Origin of the sequence: Paenibacillus rhizovicinus (assembly GCF_010365285.1) — a bacterium.
In the GTDB taxonomy this organism is placed as follows: domain Bacteria; phylum Bacillota; class Bacilli; order Paenibacillales; family Paenibacillaceae; genus Paenibacillus_Z; species Paenibacillus_Z rhizovicinus.
In genome coordinates, this window is sequence record NZ_CP048286.1 from 5,368,079 (window position 1) to 5,384,008 (window position 15,930).

At 52.6% G+C, this 15,930-nt stretch carries 18 protein-coding genes; 6 read left to right on the forward strand and 12 right to left on the reverse strand.

The genetic code is table 11. The features are described 5' to 3' along the window. Positions 1 to 30: 30 nt before the first annotated feature. Complete coding sequence (locus GZH47_RS24000; protein WP_162643553.1) at positions 31 to 348, reverse strand: hypothetical protein; 318 nt, start codon at positions 346 to 348, stop codon at positions 31 to 33. A 376-nt stretch (positions 349 to 724) separates the two neighbouring features. Here GZH47_RS24000 and GZH47_RS24005 point away from each other — a divergent pair, with 376 nt between their 5' ends. Both GZH47_RS24005 and GZH47_RS24010 read left to right on the forward strand, forming a co-directional pair. Next, positions 725 to 1,189 carry a phage tail protein gene (locus GZH47_RS24005; protein ID WP_162643554.1) on the forward strand — a complete coding sequence of 155 codons (465 nt, stop codon included), beginning with the start codon at positions 725 to 727 and terminating at the stop codon, positions 1,187 to 1,189. Positions 1,190 to 1,214: 25 nt separating this feature from the next. After that, positions 1,215 to 1,388 (forward strand): hypothetical protein, encoded by a 174-nt coding sequence (locus GZH47_RS24010; RefSeq protein ID WP_225446184.1) that lies wholly within the window; start codon positions 1,215 to 1,217, stop codon positions 1,386 to 1,388. An 86-nt stretch (positions 1,389 to 1,474) separates the two neighbouring features. On the opposite strand, the gene GZH47_RS24015 is transcribed toward GZH47_RS24010, so the two are convergent. From GZH47_RS24015 to GZH47_RS24030, 4 genes are read right to left on the reverse strand one after another with little or no spacing between them, the layout of a single operon-like run. Continuing rightward, the gene (locus GZH47_RS24015; RefSeq protein WP_162643556.1) at positions 1,475 to 1,909 is read right to left on the reverse strand and encodes an SET domain-containing protein; all 435 of its coding nucleotides are present in this window, start codon (positions 1,907 to 1,909) and stop codon (positions 1,475 to 1,477) included. A 59-nt stretch (positions 1,910 to 1,968) separates the two neighbouring features. Then, entirely contained in the window at positions 1,969 to 2,688 is a 720-nt protein-coding gene (locus GZH47_RS24020) for a DUF4386 domain-containing protein (protein ID WP_162643557.1), read from the reverse strand. 20 nt (positions 2,689 to 2,708) lie between these two features. After that, positions 2,709 to 2,930: a helix-turn-helix transcriptional regulator gene (locus tag GZH47_RS24025; protein WP_162643558.1), complete on the reverse strand. Its 222-nt coding sequence runs from the start codon at positions 2,928 to 2,930 to the stop codon at positions 2,709 to 2,711. A 1-nt stretch (position 2,931) separates the two neighbouring features. Further along, entirely contained in the window at positions 2,932 to 3,378 is a 447-nt protein-coding gene (locus GZH47_RS24030) for a hypothetical protein (protein WP_162645401.1), read from the reverse strand. Positions 3,379 to 3,623: 245 nt separating this feature from the next. On the opposite strand from GZH47_RS24030, the gene GZH47_RS24035 reads away from it, so the two are divergent. After that, entirely contained in the window at positions 3,624 to 4,259 is a 636-nt protein-coding gene (locus tag GZH47_RS24035) for a prolyl hydroxylase family protein (RefSeq protein WP_162643559.1), read from the forward strand. A 187-nt stretch (positions 4,260 to 4,446) separates the two neighbouring features. On the opposite strand, the gene GZH47_RS24040 is transcribed toward GZH47_RS24035, so the two are convergent. Next, entirely contained in the window at positions 4,447 to 5,811 is a 1,365-nt protein-coding gene (locus GZH47_RS24040) for a TrkH family potassium uptake protein (protein WP_162643560.1), read from the reverse strand. Between the two features lie 228 nt (positions 5,812 to 6,039). On the opposite strand from GZH47_RS24040, the gene GZH47_RS24045 reads away from it, so the two are divergent. Then, complete coding sequence (locus tag GZH47_RS24045) at positions 6,040 to 8,076, forward strand: beta-galactosidase (RefSeq protein WP_162643561.1); 2,037 nt, start codon at positions 6,040 to 6,042, stop codon at positions 8,074 to 8,076. Between the two features lie 187 nt (positions 8,077 to 8,263). On the opposite strand, the gene GZH47_RS33885 is transcribed toward GZH47_RS24045, so the two are convergent. The 6 genes from GZH47_RS33885 to GZH47_RS24060 form a co-directional block, all read right to left on the reverse strand. Next, a complete protein-coding gene (locus GZH47_RS33885; protein WP_192043540.1) occupies positions 8,264 to 8,416 on the reverse strand; it encodes a DUF6254 family protein in 153 nt (50 codons plus the stop codon). Between the two features lie 104 nt (positions 8,417 to 8,520). Further along, on the reverse strand, positions 8,521 to 8,631 hold the full coding sequence (gene cydS / locus GZH47_RS34680) for a cytochrome bd oxidase small subunit CydS family protein (RefSeq protein WP_404823715.1): 111 nt from the start codon (positions 8,629 to 8,631) through the stop codon (positions 8,521 to 8,523). Positions 8,632 to 8,660: 29 nt separating this feature from the next. Continuing rightward, positions 8,661 to 9,686: a cytochrome d ubiquinol oxidase subunit II gene (locus GZH47_RS24050; protein ID WP_162643562.1), complete on the reverse strand. Its 1,026-nt coding sequence runs from the start codon at positions 9,684 to 9,686 to the stop codon at positions 8,661 to 8,663. Continuing rightward, the gene (locus tag GZH47_RS24055; protein WP_162643563.1) at positions 9,683 to 11,038 is read right to left on the reverse strand and encodes a cytochrome ubiquinol oxidase subunit I; all 1,356 of its coding nucleotides are present in this window, start codon (positions 11,036 to 11,038) and stop codon (positions 9,683 to 9,685) included. The genes GZH47_RS24050 and GZH47_RS24055 overlap by 4 nt, the downstream gene beginning before the upstream one ends. Positions 11,039 to 11,093: 55 nt before the next feature. Further along, a complete protein-coding gene (locus tag GZH47_RS34420; protein ID WP_263866873.1) occupies positions 11,094 to 11,228 on the reverse strand; it encodes a hypothetical protein in 135 nt (44 codons plus the stop codon). A 421-nt stretch (positions 11,229 to 11,649) separates the two neighbouring features. Beyond that, the gene (locus GZH47_RS24060; RefSeq protein WP_162643564.1) at positions 11,650 to 11,841 is read right to left on the reverse strand and encodes a hypothetical protein; all 192 of its coding nucleotides are present in this window, start codon (positions 11,839 to 11,841) and stop codon (positions 11,650 to 11,652) included. 728 nt (positions 11,842 to 12,569) lie between these two features. Here GZH47_RS24060 and GZH47_RS24065 point away from each other — a divergent pair. Both GZH47_RS24065 and GZH47_RS24070 read left to right on the forward strand, forming a co-directional pair. Beyond that, complete coding sequence (locus GZH47_RS24065) at positions 12,570 to 14,384, forward strand: cache domain-containing sensor histidine kinase (protein WP_162643565.1); 1,815 nt, start codon at positions 12,570 to 12,572, stop codon at positions 14,382 to 14,384. Next, entirely contained in the window at positions 14,381 to 15,916 is a 1,536-nt protein-coding gene (locus GZH47_RS24070) for a response regulator (protein WP_162643566.1), read from the forward strand. The genes GZH47_RS24065 and GZH47_RS24070 overlap by 4 nt, the downstream gene beginning before the upstream one ends. The last annotated feature ends 14 nt before the right edge of the window (positions 15,917 to 15,930 follow it).

A 15,930-nucleotide genomic window follows, 5' to 3' on the forward strand; every position in this document is an offset into this window, starting at 1 on the left:
AGGGCCATCCCACAGGATGGCCCTTAAATATTAAGCTTTGTTATTCAATATAACTGCGATATCGCTGCTAGTGACGAAAAGGAAGTCGCTCTTGTTGCCGAACTTGAAGGCGACGAGGCCGACGTCAAGCAATGTCGCCACTTCCTTCTGGTTGAACGTGAAAGTTGCCTGTCCGTTGACCGGGTTCGCGATTTTGTCTTGGTACTTCAACAGACGGTTGCCGTTCGGTGGATTAAAGACGTCCATATAACGGCTCTCCTTGCTCTTATAGACGATGACAAACTGCGCGCCGGTTTTAGAAGGCGACAGCTTGACCGACACGATGGACAAGTCGCTGCTTTCAATCATGTAGGAATAATCGATATTGCTCGTCTTGCCAGCCTTTACTATTGTCCCGGGAAGCGACTGTCCGCTTGGCGGGAGCGGGATTCGTCATTGAGCAAATGATCGAGCAGCCTGATGCTGAACGGATACGAGCGCTGGACGATAACGACAGCGAGCTTGCGAGGAAGGCAAGGATGCTGCCTCTAACGTTCGTTATCAAGGCAAGGAAACGATAAGCGTACATCAGCCGGGCGCAGTCTGCTTGCTGTGCGCGGACATGTTGGCCGCCAAGACGACATTTTTGGTATAATATGGCTTGTTAATTGTGAAGAATGGTTAGAGGATCAGGAAATGCGGAATCTTGTTACTTGTAAAAAAAGAGAGAAAACGAGGGATGCACATGTCGTATGTCGTTGATTTTAAAACTGTGTCTACGGTTGGTTTGGAGTCTTCGCCCGTAGCAGAAGCGCTTGCCGGTTTACGAGCGAACGAAGCCCGTTATTTCATGAACAAATACAAGCATGAGTTTACGGTCGTACCCGCTAGCGAAAGCCAGGAGGCCCTTGATTATGCGAACCGGATCCTGAAAGAAGAGCGTGACATCGTGTTTGCGGCCAAGCCGTTGGAAACATCGCGTTTTCAAGTGGAAAACATCCAATTCACCTACGTCTTCTACGAGGATGGCCTCTCAATCAATGTCATGTACACGGTGGACGATCCGAAGAAACGGGCCGTTGGGTTCAAGCTGTCCGAGGGGATGGAGATTCCCAAGGAATTAGAACCGAAGTTCAAATTCGCCAGGCAGAAGTCGAAACTTGCGGGAACCATTCGAGGTTCGTTCTTCGTCATCAAAGGCGAATACTAGAGCGAGGACAAGCCCGATCGAAGCCGTGCCGGAAGCGGCAAGCGAAGTGATCGTGCTGGCGGATCAATCCAAGGTCGGCGTGAAAGCGTTCGCCAAAATCATTCCGATCGATAAGGTGGACGTTGTCGTATCGGATGTCGGCTGCCCCGAAGCTTGGCAGGCGGAGCTGGCGAAGAGCGGACTTAACTCGATGTCATGAATAACGGGGGAGAAACGGCCTCGCTGCGAAGGATTTCGCGGCGAGGCCGTTTTGCGTGCGTTCTGCTAGCCCGAGTACCCGGAGGCTCAGTCCGAATCAGGCTCGGACTTAGGATTAGTCTCCGGCTCGGGCGCCGTTTGCTCATTCCCCTGGGTAAACCACAGTTCGTCGTCGCAATCGACTTCGCCGTTGTAATTAATGAGAATTTCCTCGTCTGCGGCGATGTCCGTATACGCGAAGAAATCGATGGCTAGTTGGTCGAAGTTGATCTCATAGTACGCATTGGGCGTATACGAATGGTTGAACAGGCTGCCGTAACCGAGCGCGATGGCGCCGTGATTGGCGCCGAAGTTGAAGGCATAATCGCCGAGAATCGTTTTCTCGATGTCGTCATGCTCTTCGGCCAGGTAAGTGATGGCGGGGGCACGATGAATCATCGTACCCTTGGGGATCGCCTCCGATGCGAATACGCCTCGGTTGAATTCTCCGTCAGTAAGCGGGGATTGCCGAATTTCAATCAATGGTGGCACCGTCTTTCTTATTTATCGATTCTGTGATGTTTGCCCCATGATAGCATATTTCATAACATAATGCTTCCTTTTGGATTTGGATCCGCTTGGGCCGGGGCAGAGCGATTAAACCCTTTAACGATCAGCCATACCGCCAAAATCATCTCGTTCGCCGCCACGGGAAGCGACAATAGCGCGCCCCAGACGGAAACCTGAGCGAACGCGCCGAACATTTCAAGCAGCGACGCCGCGAATACGAGCGTTGCTCCCGTCATGCCCAGGATGGAGATATAACGCGGTACGAGCTTCGTTCGATAGAAAATATAACTGTACATCATCGTATTAATCCCCAGCATGAAATTAGGGCCAAGCAAGAAGGTCCAGTCGTGAACGGCATGCAATACAGTGCCCGAAGCTAGGTAGGCGTCCTCGTCCGCAGCTCCGTTAGCCGCATACTCCTGACTCATGGTCAACAGGGCCAGCATGCTGACGATCCCGATGATGATGATGACGGCTTCCATAAACCGAAAGCAAACATGGCCCAGAGCCAGGCTTTCATTGTACCTGCGCAGGAACGGAAACATGGTAATGGACGTGCCGATCGCCGAAACGACAAGAATCAATTCCATCAGCGCGCCGAGAATCACTTGGTTGGCATGCGCCGCGCCGTTATTCAGGTAATCGGAACCGCTCAGGATCGGATCGTACAGCACAAGTCCCGCGATCGATGAAACCGCAGCTAATATAAACAGAACGCCTACGACTTTTCCGGCTGCTTGGCCTGATTTCATAGTTAACCTCCATCGTGATCTTAATTAGTCTCTTCCCCGTAAAAGAATACATCGATGATCTGTAAACCGAAGGCATGAGCAATGCGAAAAGCCAGCTCCAGCGAGGGGGAGTAGTTGCCCTTCTCGAGCGCCACGATAGTTTGCCGGGTTACGCCAACCTTGTCGGCCAGCTGCTGCTGCGTCATTTCATCATGGTTGAATCGTAATTTGCGGATGTGATTGCCGACAAGATGTTTGCCCATCCTAGACTCCTTTCCGATAGTGATACAGCTTGGATATGGATCCGGCGAGATCGGATATGAACCCTGAGATAATCAAGATGATGAACATCGCCTGTAAAGGCTGGTCGGCGACCAGCGAACCCATAGCGAGCAGAAAGCCGAGGATAAATACGAAGAAGCCTAAGCGATTCGCCTTCAATTCAATTAATTTATCCAGTTCATCCGCGAATGACGGCTCCTTCTCCCCCGTTGTCAGGCGATAGATCATGTTGAACGCGATGCTGATCGCGATATGCGCGAGGATCGAGACCAAAGTCAGGACGAGCACGAAGGAGCCCCAATAATGCAAGGTTTCCTGCGCATTCAGTCCTTCCGCCGGATAGCGCGCATGCTTATACGCACTGAAAGATAGGAAAATGACGCTCGTGCTGATGATCGATACGATGCTCTTCTTTTCTTGATAGGTGATCGCCGACACCCCCGCATGGTAATTTTATCAAGTTAAGCTTGATATACATAATGTATGAAATACCATTCATTATGTCAAGTTTATTTTACACACAAGGGCAGGTGAAGCTGGAGCTCCAGGGCAGTCAGACGAGCATCGTTCCGTTCGCGGTAAAAGGACTTTCCAGCTGCGCGAAGAATGATATACGTAGCTGGTTTAAAGTGAAACCGAATACGTCCTCAGTATTCCGATTGGGAGATGCAGCTATGGCGATGAAGGAGCAGACGATTCTACGTTCACAGGGGAACAAGATCAGGACGACGGATAAAGAAATCGCGATTGTCGGGAAAATCGAGGAACCGCTGGTTTTACTATTGGGAGACGTATTAAGCGCCGAGGAATGCGATGCGTTGATCGCGTTAGCCGAAGACCGCATGCAGCGGGCGAAAATCGGCCAATCCCACACGGAAAGCGATATTCGAACAAGCAGCAGCGCGTTCTTCGAGGAAAGCGAGAACGACTTGATTCGAACGATCGAGACGAGAGTTTCCGAGTTGATGAATATCCCGGTTGCCCATGCGGAATCGCTGCAAATTTTGAACTATCAACCCGGTGAGCAGTATCAGCCGCATTACGACTATTTCACGTCCGCCAATGTGGCCAACAATCGCATCAGCACCTTGTTGATTTATTTGAATGACGTGGAAGAGGGCGGCGAAACGTATTTCCCCGCGCTTCAATTAACGGTCACGCCTCGAAAAGGAAGCGCCGTCTACTTCGAATACTTCTATAACGATAACGACATGAATGAACGTACCCTGCATGGAGGCAATCCCGTCGCGGCCGGCGAGAAATGGGTCGCGACGCAGTGGATGAGAAGACAGCGACACCGTTATCTATAATACATGCCACAGAGAAGGGCCGGAGACCTCAACAGCAGAGGGGTTTCCGGCCCTTTTGCGGCGTGCTTGCATAGGGCTTGGTCCCGTGTCTCCCGCGTCGCCCATCCGTCCGCGCCAGCGTGCAAGTGCGCGCGTCAACGTGCATCAACGCACGGCATCAACGCACATCAGCGTACATCAACGCGCATCAGCCCGTAATGACCCTCTCCACCGCGTAGCGGTATTTGGGATCCTTCAAGCCGCCGCCGATGAGGAAGAGGCAGCTCGTCAGGCCAATGCGTCCGAGGAACATCAGCACCATTAGTATCGCTTGCGAGAACGGGCTGAGCTCCGGCGTGATCCCGGTGGACAGGCCGACCGTTCCGAAGGCGGAGCACACCTCGAGCACGACGGCGATGAGGGGATGCTGCTTATCCGCGACGCTGATGGCGACGATCGAGCTGACGCACATGAGGACCGCGAGCATCGAGATGGCGAACGATTTTAAAATATCGTCGGGATGCAGCTCGCGCTTGAAGGCCTTGATCGAACGTCTCCCCCGGATGAAGTTGTACAGGAACAGCATGTTCAGCGCGAACGTGGTCGTCCGGATTCCCCCGCCCACGGAGTTCGGGGAACCGCCGATGAACATGAAGAGGCTCATGAGCATCAGCGTCGGAATCGAGAATTCGTTAATATCCATCGTCGTGAGTCCGGCGCTTCTCGTCGTTGCGGCTTGGAAGAAGGCGTAGAAGAAGCTTGCGTGCCATGACTTGCCTATCAAGAAGTAGGAGCGCTCGAACAGCCAGATGAGCATCGTTCCGATCGCCAGCAGGATGAAGTAGGTAGAAGTCGACAGCTTGGTAAACAGGGAGAAGCGGAATGGCGGCGTCAGTTTTCTCCTTCTGCCGGTGAGGAAGGTTTTCACTTCGATTAGCACGGGAAATCCGATCGCGCCGAAGACGATAAGGGCAACCGTAACGAGCTGCACGAAATAATCCCCGGCGTAAGGCACGAGGGACTGGCCCGTGATGTCCATGCCGGCATTCGTAGTTGCGCTGACCGATGCGAACAAGCCTTGCATGGCCGCTTCCTCCCACGTGTCGTAATAGCGCAGGAAACGGACGCCCAAGACAATGGCTCCAATGATCTGCGCTGCGACGGTAATTCTCAAAATTTCGATAACGAGCTTCACGAGTCCGGACAGCGCGAACTGATTGTTATCCACCATGATCAGGCGTCGTTCGCGAAGTCCGATTCTTCTCCCGATGAGCAGCCAGAAGAACGTGCTCATCGCCATGATGCCGATTCCCCCGAACTGGAGGACCAGAATAATGACCAAATAGCCGAATTCGCTGTAGGTTTCCGCGACGTTGAATACGCCCAGGCCCGTGTCGCTGACGACGCTGACCGCGGTGAAGACCGTGTCGAAGAACGAGACGTAAACGCCTGGCCTGCGCACGGCGGGTATGCTGAAGAGGCCGATGGACAGGGTAACGGCAATTAGGTAGTATGCGGTCATGGCTTGCGCAGGGGAGAGCTTTTCGATCGATTTCCGCAGGGATTTCCACATGATCATTGCAACCTGTCTGTCGTTTGGGATGAAGTGCGATAACCATTTTTTGCCCATATGACCGGAGGATTATACGGCGAAGCGGCTGTCGGGAATCGTCCTGCGGCCGATTGCACAAGAAAGGGCAATGAATGATCGAATCTTGTTATATTCGCCCTCCGGCGCTGCTCCTATAATGTAAGAAAAAGGATTGGCTGCCATGCGGCAGCCGGTAAGGAGCGTGGTAAGATGGCGTCGAACGAGCAAGCGATCGGCCTTGAGGGCCTCCATTATGTGAACTGCAGCGGCGAAGGGGAAGGACCGGATCGTATCACGTTGCACACGAAGGCTGGACGCTCGGGCATGGTGGTCGAAGGCAAGCCGTTGCGGCTGGGCGGAGCCGATTGGCAAGCGGCGCGCTATCTCGTCTTTGACGTGGAGGTTCGCGAAGAACACTGCGCGGTGCTGCAAATCGACTTCTGGGAAGAAGACAGCGATTCCGCGGAACGCGGCGACTTGTACTTCATCGTCGGAGTGCTGCCCCAGTTGACCACGCGGGTGGCGATTCCGCTGGAAGCGCTCGATTCGCAAGTGATGTTCCAGCCGCGCCGGCCGGGCCGGCTGAAGATGGTGCTCTTCGGGAAGAAGGTCGATCTTGCGCGGGTGAACCGCATTCAGATCGGGCTTGCGCCTTCGTCATTCGATCAGACCATCGCGTTCTCGAACGTGCATGTATCGGATCGCGAGCCGGAGTATCCGCTGCCGGATCGCAAGCTAATCGACCCGCTCGGCCAATGGCTGCCGAGAGACTGGCCGGGCAAAGTCGCCTCGGAAGCGGCGATGGTCGAGCAGATGCGGACCTATCTCGCCGGCTGCGAAGGCGGGGAGACGCTGACTGACTTTGCAGGAGAGTGGAGCGCTTACGGGGGATGGACGGGGAAGCGATTCGATGCGACGGGTTTCTTCCGTACCGAGCATGACGGCAAGCGGTGGTGGCTGGTCGATCCGGACGGCTGCGTATTCTACAGCAACGGCCTGGACTGCGTTACGCCGGATATCGAATGTCCGGCGACGGGGATCGAGTCGTTCTTCGAGTGGCTGCCGGAGAAGGACGGGGAGTTTGCCGACGCGTGGAATCTCAACCATTACGCGAGCAGCGCGCATTTTATCGATTTCGCGATCGTGAACATGATTCGCGCTTTCGGGCCGGACTGGCGCGAGGCGTGGGAACGAATGACCCGCCGCCGGCTTGTCGAATGGGGCTTCAACACGATCGCCAACTGGTCGGACGGGCCGTTCATTCGCAAGGCGAAATTGCCGTACGTGCTGCCGCTTAACGGGTTTCCGGAAACGGAGCGGAAGGTGTTCCGCGACTTTCCCGATGTGTTCAGCACGGAATATCAGGAGAATGCGGAGCGTTTCGCCCGGCAGCTGGAGGCGTACCGGGACGACCGGTATCTGATCGGTTATTTCCTGCGCAATGAGCCGCACTGGGCGTTCGTCGAAGGCTTGATCATCGCCGAAGAACTGCTGGCCAATCCGGCCGACCTCGTGTCGAAGCGGGAACTGATCCGTTATCTCGAAGAGCAGTACGGCGGCGATATCGGCCGATTGAACGAAGCATGGCGGAGCGGATTCGGCAGCTTTGACGATTTGCGCCGGCCGATGCGCAAGGCCGCGAGGCAGTCCACGCAAACGGCGGCGGATTTGCGGGCGTTCTCGCGGATCATGATCGAGCGGTATGTGGGCATTCCGAGTCAGGCGGCGAAACGGGTCGACCCGCATCATCTCAATCTCGGCATGCGTTACGCCTACATGGCGGACGAGGACTTGATCGCCGGCTACGAGCACTTCGACGTGTTCTCGATCAACTGCTACCGGATGGATCCGCGCAACGATATCATGTGGATCGGCGACAAGACGGGCTTGCCGGTCATCATCGGCGAGTACCAGTTCGGAGCGCTGGACCGCGGGTCCCCGGCTACGGGACTGCGAGGCGTCGCTTCTCAGGAAGACAGGGCCAAGGCGTACCGTTTCTACGTGGAGAATGCCGCGGCAACGCCTTATTGCGTCGGCAATCATTATTTCGTGTTGAACGACCAAGCTGCGCTCGGCCGGGGCGATGGGGAGAATTACAGTGTCGGGTTCGTGAATATCTGCCAGCAGCCGCACCCGGAAATGGTCGAGGCTGCGCAGGAGACGCACAGGACGATCTATGCGGTCGCATCCGGGGAACGGCAGCCGACGACGGTCGAAGCGGAAGAGATTGAGATGATCGCTTACTAGCTTAATGGCGTATCGAGTAAGCAAAACAATAGCAAGCACATCAATAATAAGCAAAACAATGTGAGCGAATCAGCAATCATAAAGAAGGCCTGTCTCGTAAGCCAATCGGCTGCGAGGCAGGCTTTTGTTTGTCATAGTTGCTGGAACTGCTAGCCTCGGCAGCTCAGCAGCTTAGCAGGTTACCCGGCTAGTCGCCGTTATTCCGGGCGTTCGTGTAGCCGGCTACGCCGGAAGAGCCTTCGTCCGAAATCTCGGCCAGCGATTTAACCTCGCCGTGCGGCTGCTGGTTCTGCTTGCGGCTCTTCCACGCGTTCTCGCGGCGGTTCTTGGATGATGTCATTTCGTGGCTGCTCCTTCGCGTTCTATAGTTGTCGTTCCGTGCTGCCTCGGCATTTCCGGCTGCGGGTTCAGCGACGTCTATAGCGTGCGCGTAACCGTCCGAACTTATAACGGCTGATTCGGTTTCGGCTTGCGGGCACCCCACCAGAACAGGAAGCCGACAGACAAGGCGACGACGAGGAACGGGGCGACGAAAATCAGAAATTTTTCGAGCATGAACGATCTCCTCCAGACGTTAATTTGCCTTATTTGGCTCGCTTGCCTTGCACATACTTCGTATCGAACAGGAACAGCCGCATCAGCAGGTACAGCGACGGAATGAGCAGCAGCAATCCGAGAATGAACACCGAGATGAGCGCGATGGCCATCGGTTCGCTGGTGAAGTTGTCGTGGATCGTCAAGTACGGATACAGGACGTACGGCATGTGGGCCGCGCCGTAGCCGAAGAACGCAAAGCCGAACTGCAGCATGACGAAGACGAAGGCGACGCCAAGCCGTTTGCGCGTCCATACGTGATAGACCGCGATCAGGAAGCAGGCGAAGGACAGCACGAACATCCAGGCGAAATGCTGCATCCGCTCAAAGTGAGCCGGGTTGTGGTTGCGGATCGCGAAGAACACGAGCAGGCTGCACAGGATCGTCGGTCCGCTCCAAGCGAGCGCGTATTTGCGAACGACCTCGAAGGCGCCGCGGTCATTGGCTCGATGGGCGTAATAGCTCAGGAACATGGCCGAGATATACAGTACGCTGACGAGCGCGAGCAGCACGACCGTCCACGAATACGTCGACGCAAACAGTTTGCCGTACAGGAACGTCACCTTGCCGGGCGCGACTTCCTTGATGTAGCCGCCTTCGGAAATCGTCATTACCGTGGACAGCGAGGCCGGAATAAGCAGGCCGCTTGCGCCGTAAAGCAGCATGTAGAAGCGGTTGTTCTTGTTCGTCCCGTACGTATTGAAGGCATAGTACGAGCCCCGGACGGCAAGCAGGACGATGGCGACGCTGCCCGGCACGAGCAGGGCGGTGCCGTAATAGTAGGCCGTGTCCGGGAAGAAGCCGACGATGCCGACGAAGAAGAAGACGAGAAAGACGTTCGTGACTTCCCATACCGGCGACAAGTAACGTTCGATGATGTTGTTGATCAGATGCCGTTTGCCCGTCACCGCGCTGTAATAGCTGAAGAAGCCGGCGCCGAAGTCGATCGAAGCGACGATGAGATAGCCGAATAGGAAAATCCAGAGTACGGTGATGCCGAGCACTTCGTAGCTCATAGCTCGTCGCCTCCTTTAAAGCCTTTTGCCGCGATCTCGTCCTCCGCCCGATTGCTGCGGAACATGCGGATCAGCACCGTGACCGAAGAAACGGCAAGCGCGATGTAGAGCAGGACGAAGACGACAAGCATCGTGTCCACGTGATCGGATGTCGTCGCGCCTTCCGACGTCCGCATGATGCCGCGTAGGATCCAAGGCTGTCGGCCGACTTCCGAGAAAATCCAGCCGTGCTCGATCGTCATCATCGCCAGCGGAGCCGCCAGGATAATGCCTCGAAGCATCCACTTGTTGCTGAAGGCGGCGCTGCGTTTGCGGTACAACAGAAGCATGAAGGCGCCGGCGATTACGACCATAACGGCGACGAAGCCCATTTTCAAGTCGAATAAATAGTGAATATAGAGCGGGGGATGTTCATCCTCCGGAATGTCGTTCAGGCCGGTCACTTCCGCATTCGGCAAGCCGTGGGCGAGAATACTTAGCGCGAACGGGATTTTCAAACCGTATTTGATTTCATTGTCATCGGTCAGAATGCCGCCGAGCACGAGCGGTGCCTGCTTGGTCGTATCGAAATGCCATTCCATCGCGGCGAGCTTCTCCGGCTGGTATTTGGCGAGATACTTGCCTGACAGGTCGCCGATAACGGCGCTGGCAATAAGGAACACGAACGCGCACATCATCGTCAGCTTGAGCGCTTTCTTATAGTAGACATGATTGCGGCCTTTGAGCAGCGACCATGCGGCGATTGCCGCAAGCACGAAAGCGCAGGTCAAGTAGGCGGTCACGAGCACATGCGATACTTTCGTCGGCATGGCCGGGCTCAGCATGGCGCCGAACGGGGAGATGTCGACGATCTTGCCGTCTTGCACGGAGACGCCGGCGGGTGCGTTCATGAAAGCATTGACGATCGTAATGAAGCAGGCCGACGCCGATGAACCGATTACGACGGGAATGAGCAGCAGCAGATGCGTGGTCTTCTTCTTGAACCGTTCCCATGTGTATAGATAAATGCCAAGGAAGATCGCCTCGAAGAAGAACGCGAACGTCTCCATGAAGAGCGGCAGGGCAATCGACTGGCCCGCCACCCGCATAAAGGTCGGCCAGAGCAGGCTGAGCTGCAACCCGATGGCCGTTCCCGTTACGACGCCGACGGCGACCGTGATGACGAAGCCGCGCGCCCAGCGCCGGGCCATGAGCAGGTAGTGGTCGTCATTGCGTTTAATGCCCATCCATTCCGCGATGGCAATCATGAGCGGCACGCCGACGCCGATCGTGGCGAAGATAATATGAAAAGCGAGCGTGAGTCCTGTGAGCATCCGGCTGTACATGACCGGATCGTAACCGCTTAGCAGCATCTTAATCCCTCCCGAAGCTTGGTATGGTATAGAAATTTTACAGCCGCCGTACGCATCATTCGAACAGATAGCGGGACAAGGACAGCAGCATGATGACGGCTACGACGATACATAGTACGATGAGGCGTTTCTCCTGTTTGGCGACTCGGCTGGGGCTGATGTCCTTCCCGGAACGGCGTTCTCGGGCCATAAGAAATCCCTTCTTTCTGTTGGAAATACGGTGAGCGCTGTAAGCATGCAAGGGGATCAAGTCAGGATGCAAGCGGAACGGCGAGCAAGCTGGTACGATGTTCCATATACTTCGTTCACCTTTATACGGCTATTATAAACGAGAGTTGTGATTAATTTCACAATATTTGTGGCGGGAGATTGAACTTTTGTGATTCTTTTCACATACTTTACGTTAGCGTGAGATTTGCGCCTTGCTGCTCGACTTGAGATATAGGTAGTTGATGCTGGAAAATAAAGATTGTTAGTGGAAAATAGAGTGCGTTAGTGGAAAATAGGGATGATTTTAAGCATATGGATCAAGTTGAACAATGGGACTTGGTTTAAATATAAACCAAAAGGTGACTTCTGATGAGTCACCTTTTTTAATTTATAAATAATTCTTATAAATCAGACTGCTGTTTATCGAAAATTTCACGCAAAATAACCTTAGCTTTAATGATGTCACTGTCTGAAAGCCCGGTAAGAAGATCTACAATTTCTTGCAGGTCTCTTTGTTTGTTGGTTTTTCCTAAATCGATGTCTGTGTATCTAAACAGTTCAAGAATCTCAACATCAAAACCGCGTGGATTCAATACATCGATTACATCCTATAGTCTGAAAAACACATATCGCGGCAAATCGGAGTACCTTATCTTTCATTGATATGCTTTTGTATTTGGTTTATTTGGTGCTTCATCTCCTCTGTTTGTATCTGTATTTCTTTTTGCTGACGTTCTTGTTCTTGTTTTTCCAATTGGGACTGAATTTGTTCTTGTCTAGCTTATTCAAGTGCAATAGTTTGGCCGATAGTCGTTATCACATCTCCGGCTGTTGTAAGAAGCTGTCCAATGAATTGTAGGATATCGGGCAAGTTATTTCCGGCTTCAACTATGGTACTAACAACATCACTTTTTTGTTCATACCAATCTTGTTACCCATACATAGATATCCCCTCGACTTACCCAAAACTGATTTGGTCAATCCATCAAGATAACTAGCTTACTGAAAGATAAGGCAACGATCTCCGCTTCTAAAGGATGAACTATATAACACAAACCCATTTGGAACAGATTTTCGCTGTTTGTATTGGAGTTATCACATATTTTGTTTGAGGGAATCCCTGCACAATCTTTCCGTCGTACGTTGGAACTTGCCAAGACAGAAAAACTGGGCTTATAACCGGTTCTAGCTGGCTGAGCATCATAGAATGCCATTCGTTTTGAAGGACAGGCAAGGTAATCCGCCTTATTTCGTTGATTTCCGTCTGCAAATGCCCTATACTCGCGAATGAAAACGTTCGCAAAATGAAATAGGTGAGGTTATGAAGGTGCTTAAAAATCATTGGCTTCAAATGGCTCTCAGGCAAAAGCTGATTGTGGCATTTGCTTGTTTCATCGTGATTCCGTACATCATAATTGGCGGCACATTATCCTGGCTGTTCGTCCAATCCAATAAGCGGATGATCCTCGACGCGACCTTGGCTAACAACAGGCAAATTGCTCAAAATATCGATACATCGCTATCCCCGCTATTGCGGTTCACTATGGTTCCTGTGCAAAACAAAGCGCTGTTCCAGTTGATGCGGAAGGATTACGAGGCCGCTGCGTTTCCATTGCTGGAAAGGTCGCAAGCGTTTGACGAGGTCGGGGATTTGATCCGAAACAGCATTATGCTGTACACGGATTTGATCGACTCAGCCGTTATCTACCAGAGCAAGAATAACATGATCCTCGGAAGAAGCAATAATGACTATATGAATCATGCTTATTTAGAGCACGAATTCTATCATGAACCGTTTGTTCAAAGTATTCTAAGTCAGCATGGAAATTATGTTTCCGTAGGCATCCATGAGGAAAGACTGCTTTCCATAAAGCCTACGCCCGTCGTTTCCATTGGGCGAGCGGTTGTCGATCCGTTCTCGAAAGAGAAGCTCGGGTTTATTTTGTTTAATATCAATGCGGAAAATTTAAAGTCGCTGTGGAGCGATATTCAATTTACAAAGCATGCGCGGTATTACCTGGTGGATCAGAACGCGAATATTATATACAGCAAAGATGGCGGCGACATCGGTAAATCGGCCGAAGCCGTGCTGGGCAAGAGCTTCCAGGCCATTGCCGGAGGCAAGGAACAATTGTATCAAGACAAGCAGAACTATGCGATTAAAGCAACCTCAAGCCTGTCCGGCTGGAGCGCGGTGACCGTCATACCTAAACATGAGCTGTTCGGCTTCGTGGACACGATCCTGCGAACGATCGCCATCTCGCTATTCGTACTGCTTGGCTTATCGATCGCCGCGTCGATTTATATTGCCACCGGCGTCACGAAACCGCTGCGCCGCTTAGAACGGCAAATGAAGCTCGTTTCCCAAGGCGAGCTCGATATATCCATTGACATTCAGCATGGCGAATTCGGCAAAATCGGTGTCACGATCAATCGGATGCTTCAAGACATCAGAAGGATGATCCGTACCATCTATACGGAAGAGCAAGAGAAACGAAGGTTGGAAACCCTTGCTTTGCAATCACAAATAAGGCCTCATTTCATGTACAATACCTTAAACGCGATCAAGTGGATGGCCAACATGCAGGGAGCGTCCGGCATCGAAGAGGCGCTGACCGCGTTTTCGTCGGTGATCCAGTTTACAGCCAGAACGCAGCTTGATTTCGTCAGCGTCAGGGAAGAAATTCAATTCATCCGCGATTATGCGAAAATTTTGGACTTCCGTTATTTGGGCAAGTTCGAGCTGACGCTCGATATTGATGAAGGTGTTTGGGAGTATCAAATCTTGAAGTTTCTGCTTCAGCCCTTGGTCGAGAACGCGATCTTTCACGGCTTCGATGCCATCCCCTATAAAGGAAAGCTTGAGATCCGCGTGCACGAAGAAGAGGGGAACATCAGAATAACGGTGACGGATAACGGGAGAGGCATGTCGCCTCAGCAACTGGGGAGCATGAATGACAGCAGACAGGTGGACGATAATTTGAACGCCATTGGCATATCCAATATTCGCAAACGAATCGAGCTGCACTTCGGGACAAGCTACGGATTGACAATTACCAGCGCGGAGAACGCCGGCACTGCGGCTTCTCTTCTTGTACCCGTAATTAAACCAGCATTCAAGGGAGACTCACGATGAAAATCATAATCGCGGACGACGAGCCGCTAGTTCGAATCGGCATCAAGTCGTCGTTTAATTGGGCGGAAGCCGGAATGGAAATCGTCGGAGAAGCAGCGGACGGACAGGAAGCGCTCCAATTAATCGAGGAGCTGCAGCCGGATATCGTAATTCTGGACATCAAGATGCCGAAGAAAGACGGCATCGAGGTATTAGCGGAGCTTCGGGACCGCGGCATGAGAACCAAGGTCATCATGCTAAGCAGCTTTGACGATTTCGTTCATGTCAAACAAGCGATGCAGCTAGGCGCTTTGGATTATTTCCATAAACCGAGCATGAACGTTCAGGAAATTATCAGCTTGCTTCAAAACATCCAGGCGGAAGCGCGAGAAAACAGGATGAGCGGTGCGGAAGCAGCGGAGGTCAAGCCGGGGAAGGCTGCGATTCTCCGGGAGCTGCTTGCAGGAAGCGCGGAACGCGCGGAAGAAACCAGGCTGAAGGAAAGCAATCTATACGCGGTTGTGTTCAAGGTCAAGCGGTTCGGACAGATTCTGAAGCGGTACACGCAGGGGAATGCGGCCTATTTGCCCACCACCATTTTCAATATCGTCAGCGAGCTGTTGGCGAAGGAGCAGGAAACGGAATGCGTGCCGATGGAAGATAATGCGTTCCTTGTTGTCCTTTCGCACGGCGATTCCAACAGCGCGCAGGCTTCGTTCACGCATGTCAATGAAATCGTATATATGATTCATAACGCCATGAAACGGTTTCTCAATATTGATCCTATTTTCGGCATTAGCAATGCCTTTCATGCATATGCGGAGCTTCCCCAGGCCGTTGATCAGGCCAGAAGAGCGCTCGACATGAAGTTTTACCATCCGAACGATCCAGTATTGTATTATCAGAACCGCAAACGCGACGATGAGTCGGTCCAGGAGCAGATCGGTGCGGCGATCGTGGCTATGAAGGACTGCTTGAAGGAGGAGAAATACGATGCTTTCGCTGCTGCGCTCGCAAGTTGGGAGAAGTTGCTCCAGGACTGTGAAGGGATGAATGAAAGAGAAGTCAAAAAGGTGTACGAGGGTCTGCTGTTCATGTTGTCGGTCGGAGACGACGAGAGTCTGCCCGCCGGAGAATACGCTCAGCTTGAGGATTTTACAGAATGCTCCTCATACTACCACGCCGTGTTTAACGAGAAGCTGCGGACCCGTATTATGGGGAAAAACAAGGAATATAGTCCTCTAATCCGGAACGTGGTTCAATTTATCGATACCCGTTACAGCGAGAAAATCTCGCTTAAGCTGCTTGGCGATACGTTTCATTCCAGCCCGCACTATATCAGCAGACTTTTCAAGCAAGAGGTGGGCAGAGGCGTATTCGATTATCTGAACGTCGTGCGAATTCGGCAGGCCAAGGAGCTGCTAAAGGACTACCGGAACAAAATCTATGAAATTGCGGAAAAAGTCGGCTTTAACAGCCAGGTGCATTTTGCGATCGTGTTTAACAAATATGAAGGGATGTCGCCCTCGGACTTCCGCAAGGAGCTTAATTAGATAATATCGTTAAA

Coding starts and splice junctions, on each gene's coding strand:
- GZH47_RS24050 (WP_162643562.1), bottom strand. CDS start 9,686: ATGAGCTACGAAGTGCTCGGCATCACCGTACTCTGGATTTTCCTATTC.
- cydS (WP_404823715.1), bottom strand. CDS start 8,631: ATGCTCGAAAAATTTCTGATTTTCGTCGCCCCGTTCCTCGTCGTCGCC.
- GZH47_RS24045 (WP_162643561.1), top strand. CDS start 6,040: ATGGCGTCGAACGAGCAAGCGATCGGCCTTGAGGGCCTCCATTATGTG.
- GZH47_RS34420 (WP_263866873.1), bottom strand. CDS start 11,228: ATGGCCCGAGAACGCCGTTCCGGGAAGGACATCAGCCCCAGCCGAGTC.
- GZH47_RS24055 (WP_162643563.1), bottom strand. CDS start 11,038: ATGCTGCTAAGCGGTTACGATCCGGTCATGTACAGCCGGATGCTCACA.
- GZH47_RS24005 (WP_162643554.1), top strand. CDS start 725: ATGTCGTATGTCGTTGATTTTAAAACTGTGTCTACGGTTGGTTTGGAG.
- GZH47_RS24070 (WP_162643566.1), top strand. CDS start 14,381: ATGAAAATCATAATCGCGGACGACGAGCCGCTAGTTCGAATCGGCATC.
- GZH47_RS24020 (WP_162643557.1), bottom strand. CDS start 2,688: ATGAAATCAGGCCAAGCAGCCGGAAAAGTCGTAGGCGTTCTGTTTATA.
- GZH47_RS24025 (WP_162643558.1), bottom strand. CDS start 2,930: ATGGGCAAACATCTTGTCGGCAATCACATCCGCAAATTACGATTCAAC.
- GZH47_RS24000 (WP_162643553.1), bottom strand. CDS start 348: ATGATTGAAAGCAGCGACTTGTCCATCGTGTCGGTCAAGCTGTCGCCT.
- GZH47_RS24035 (WP_162643559.1), top strand. CDS start 3,624: ATGGCGATGAAGGAGCAGACGATTCTACGTTCACAGGGGAACAAGATC.
- GZH47_RS24065 (WP_162643565.1), top strand. CDS start 12,570: ATGAAGGTGCTTAAAAATCATTGGCTTCAAATGGCTCTCAGGCAAAAG.
- GZH47_RS24040 (WP_162643560.1), bottom strand. CDS start 5,811: ATGTGGAAATCCCTGCGGAAATCGATCGAAAAGCTCTCCCCTGCGCAA.
- GZH47_RS33885 (WP_192043540.1), bottom strand. CDS start 8,416: ATGACATCATCCAAGAACCGCCGCGAGAACGCGTGGAAGAGCCGCAAG.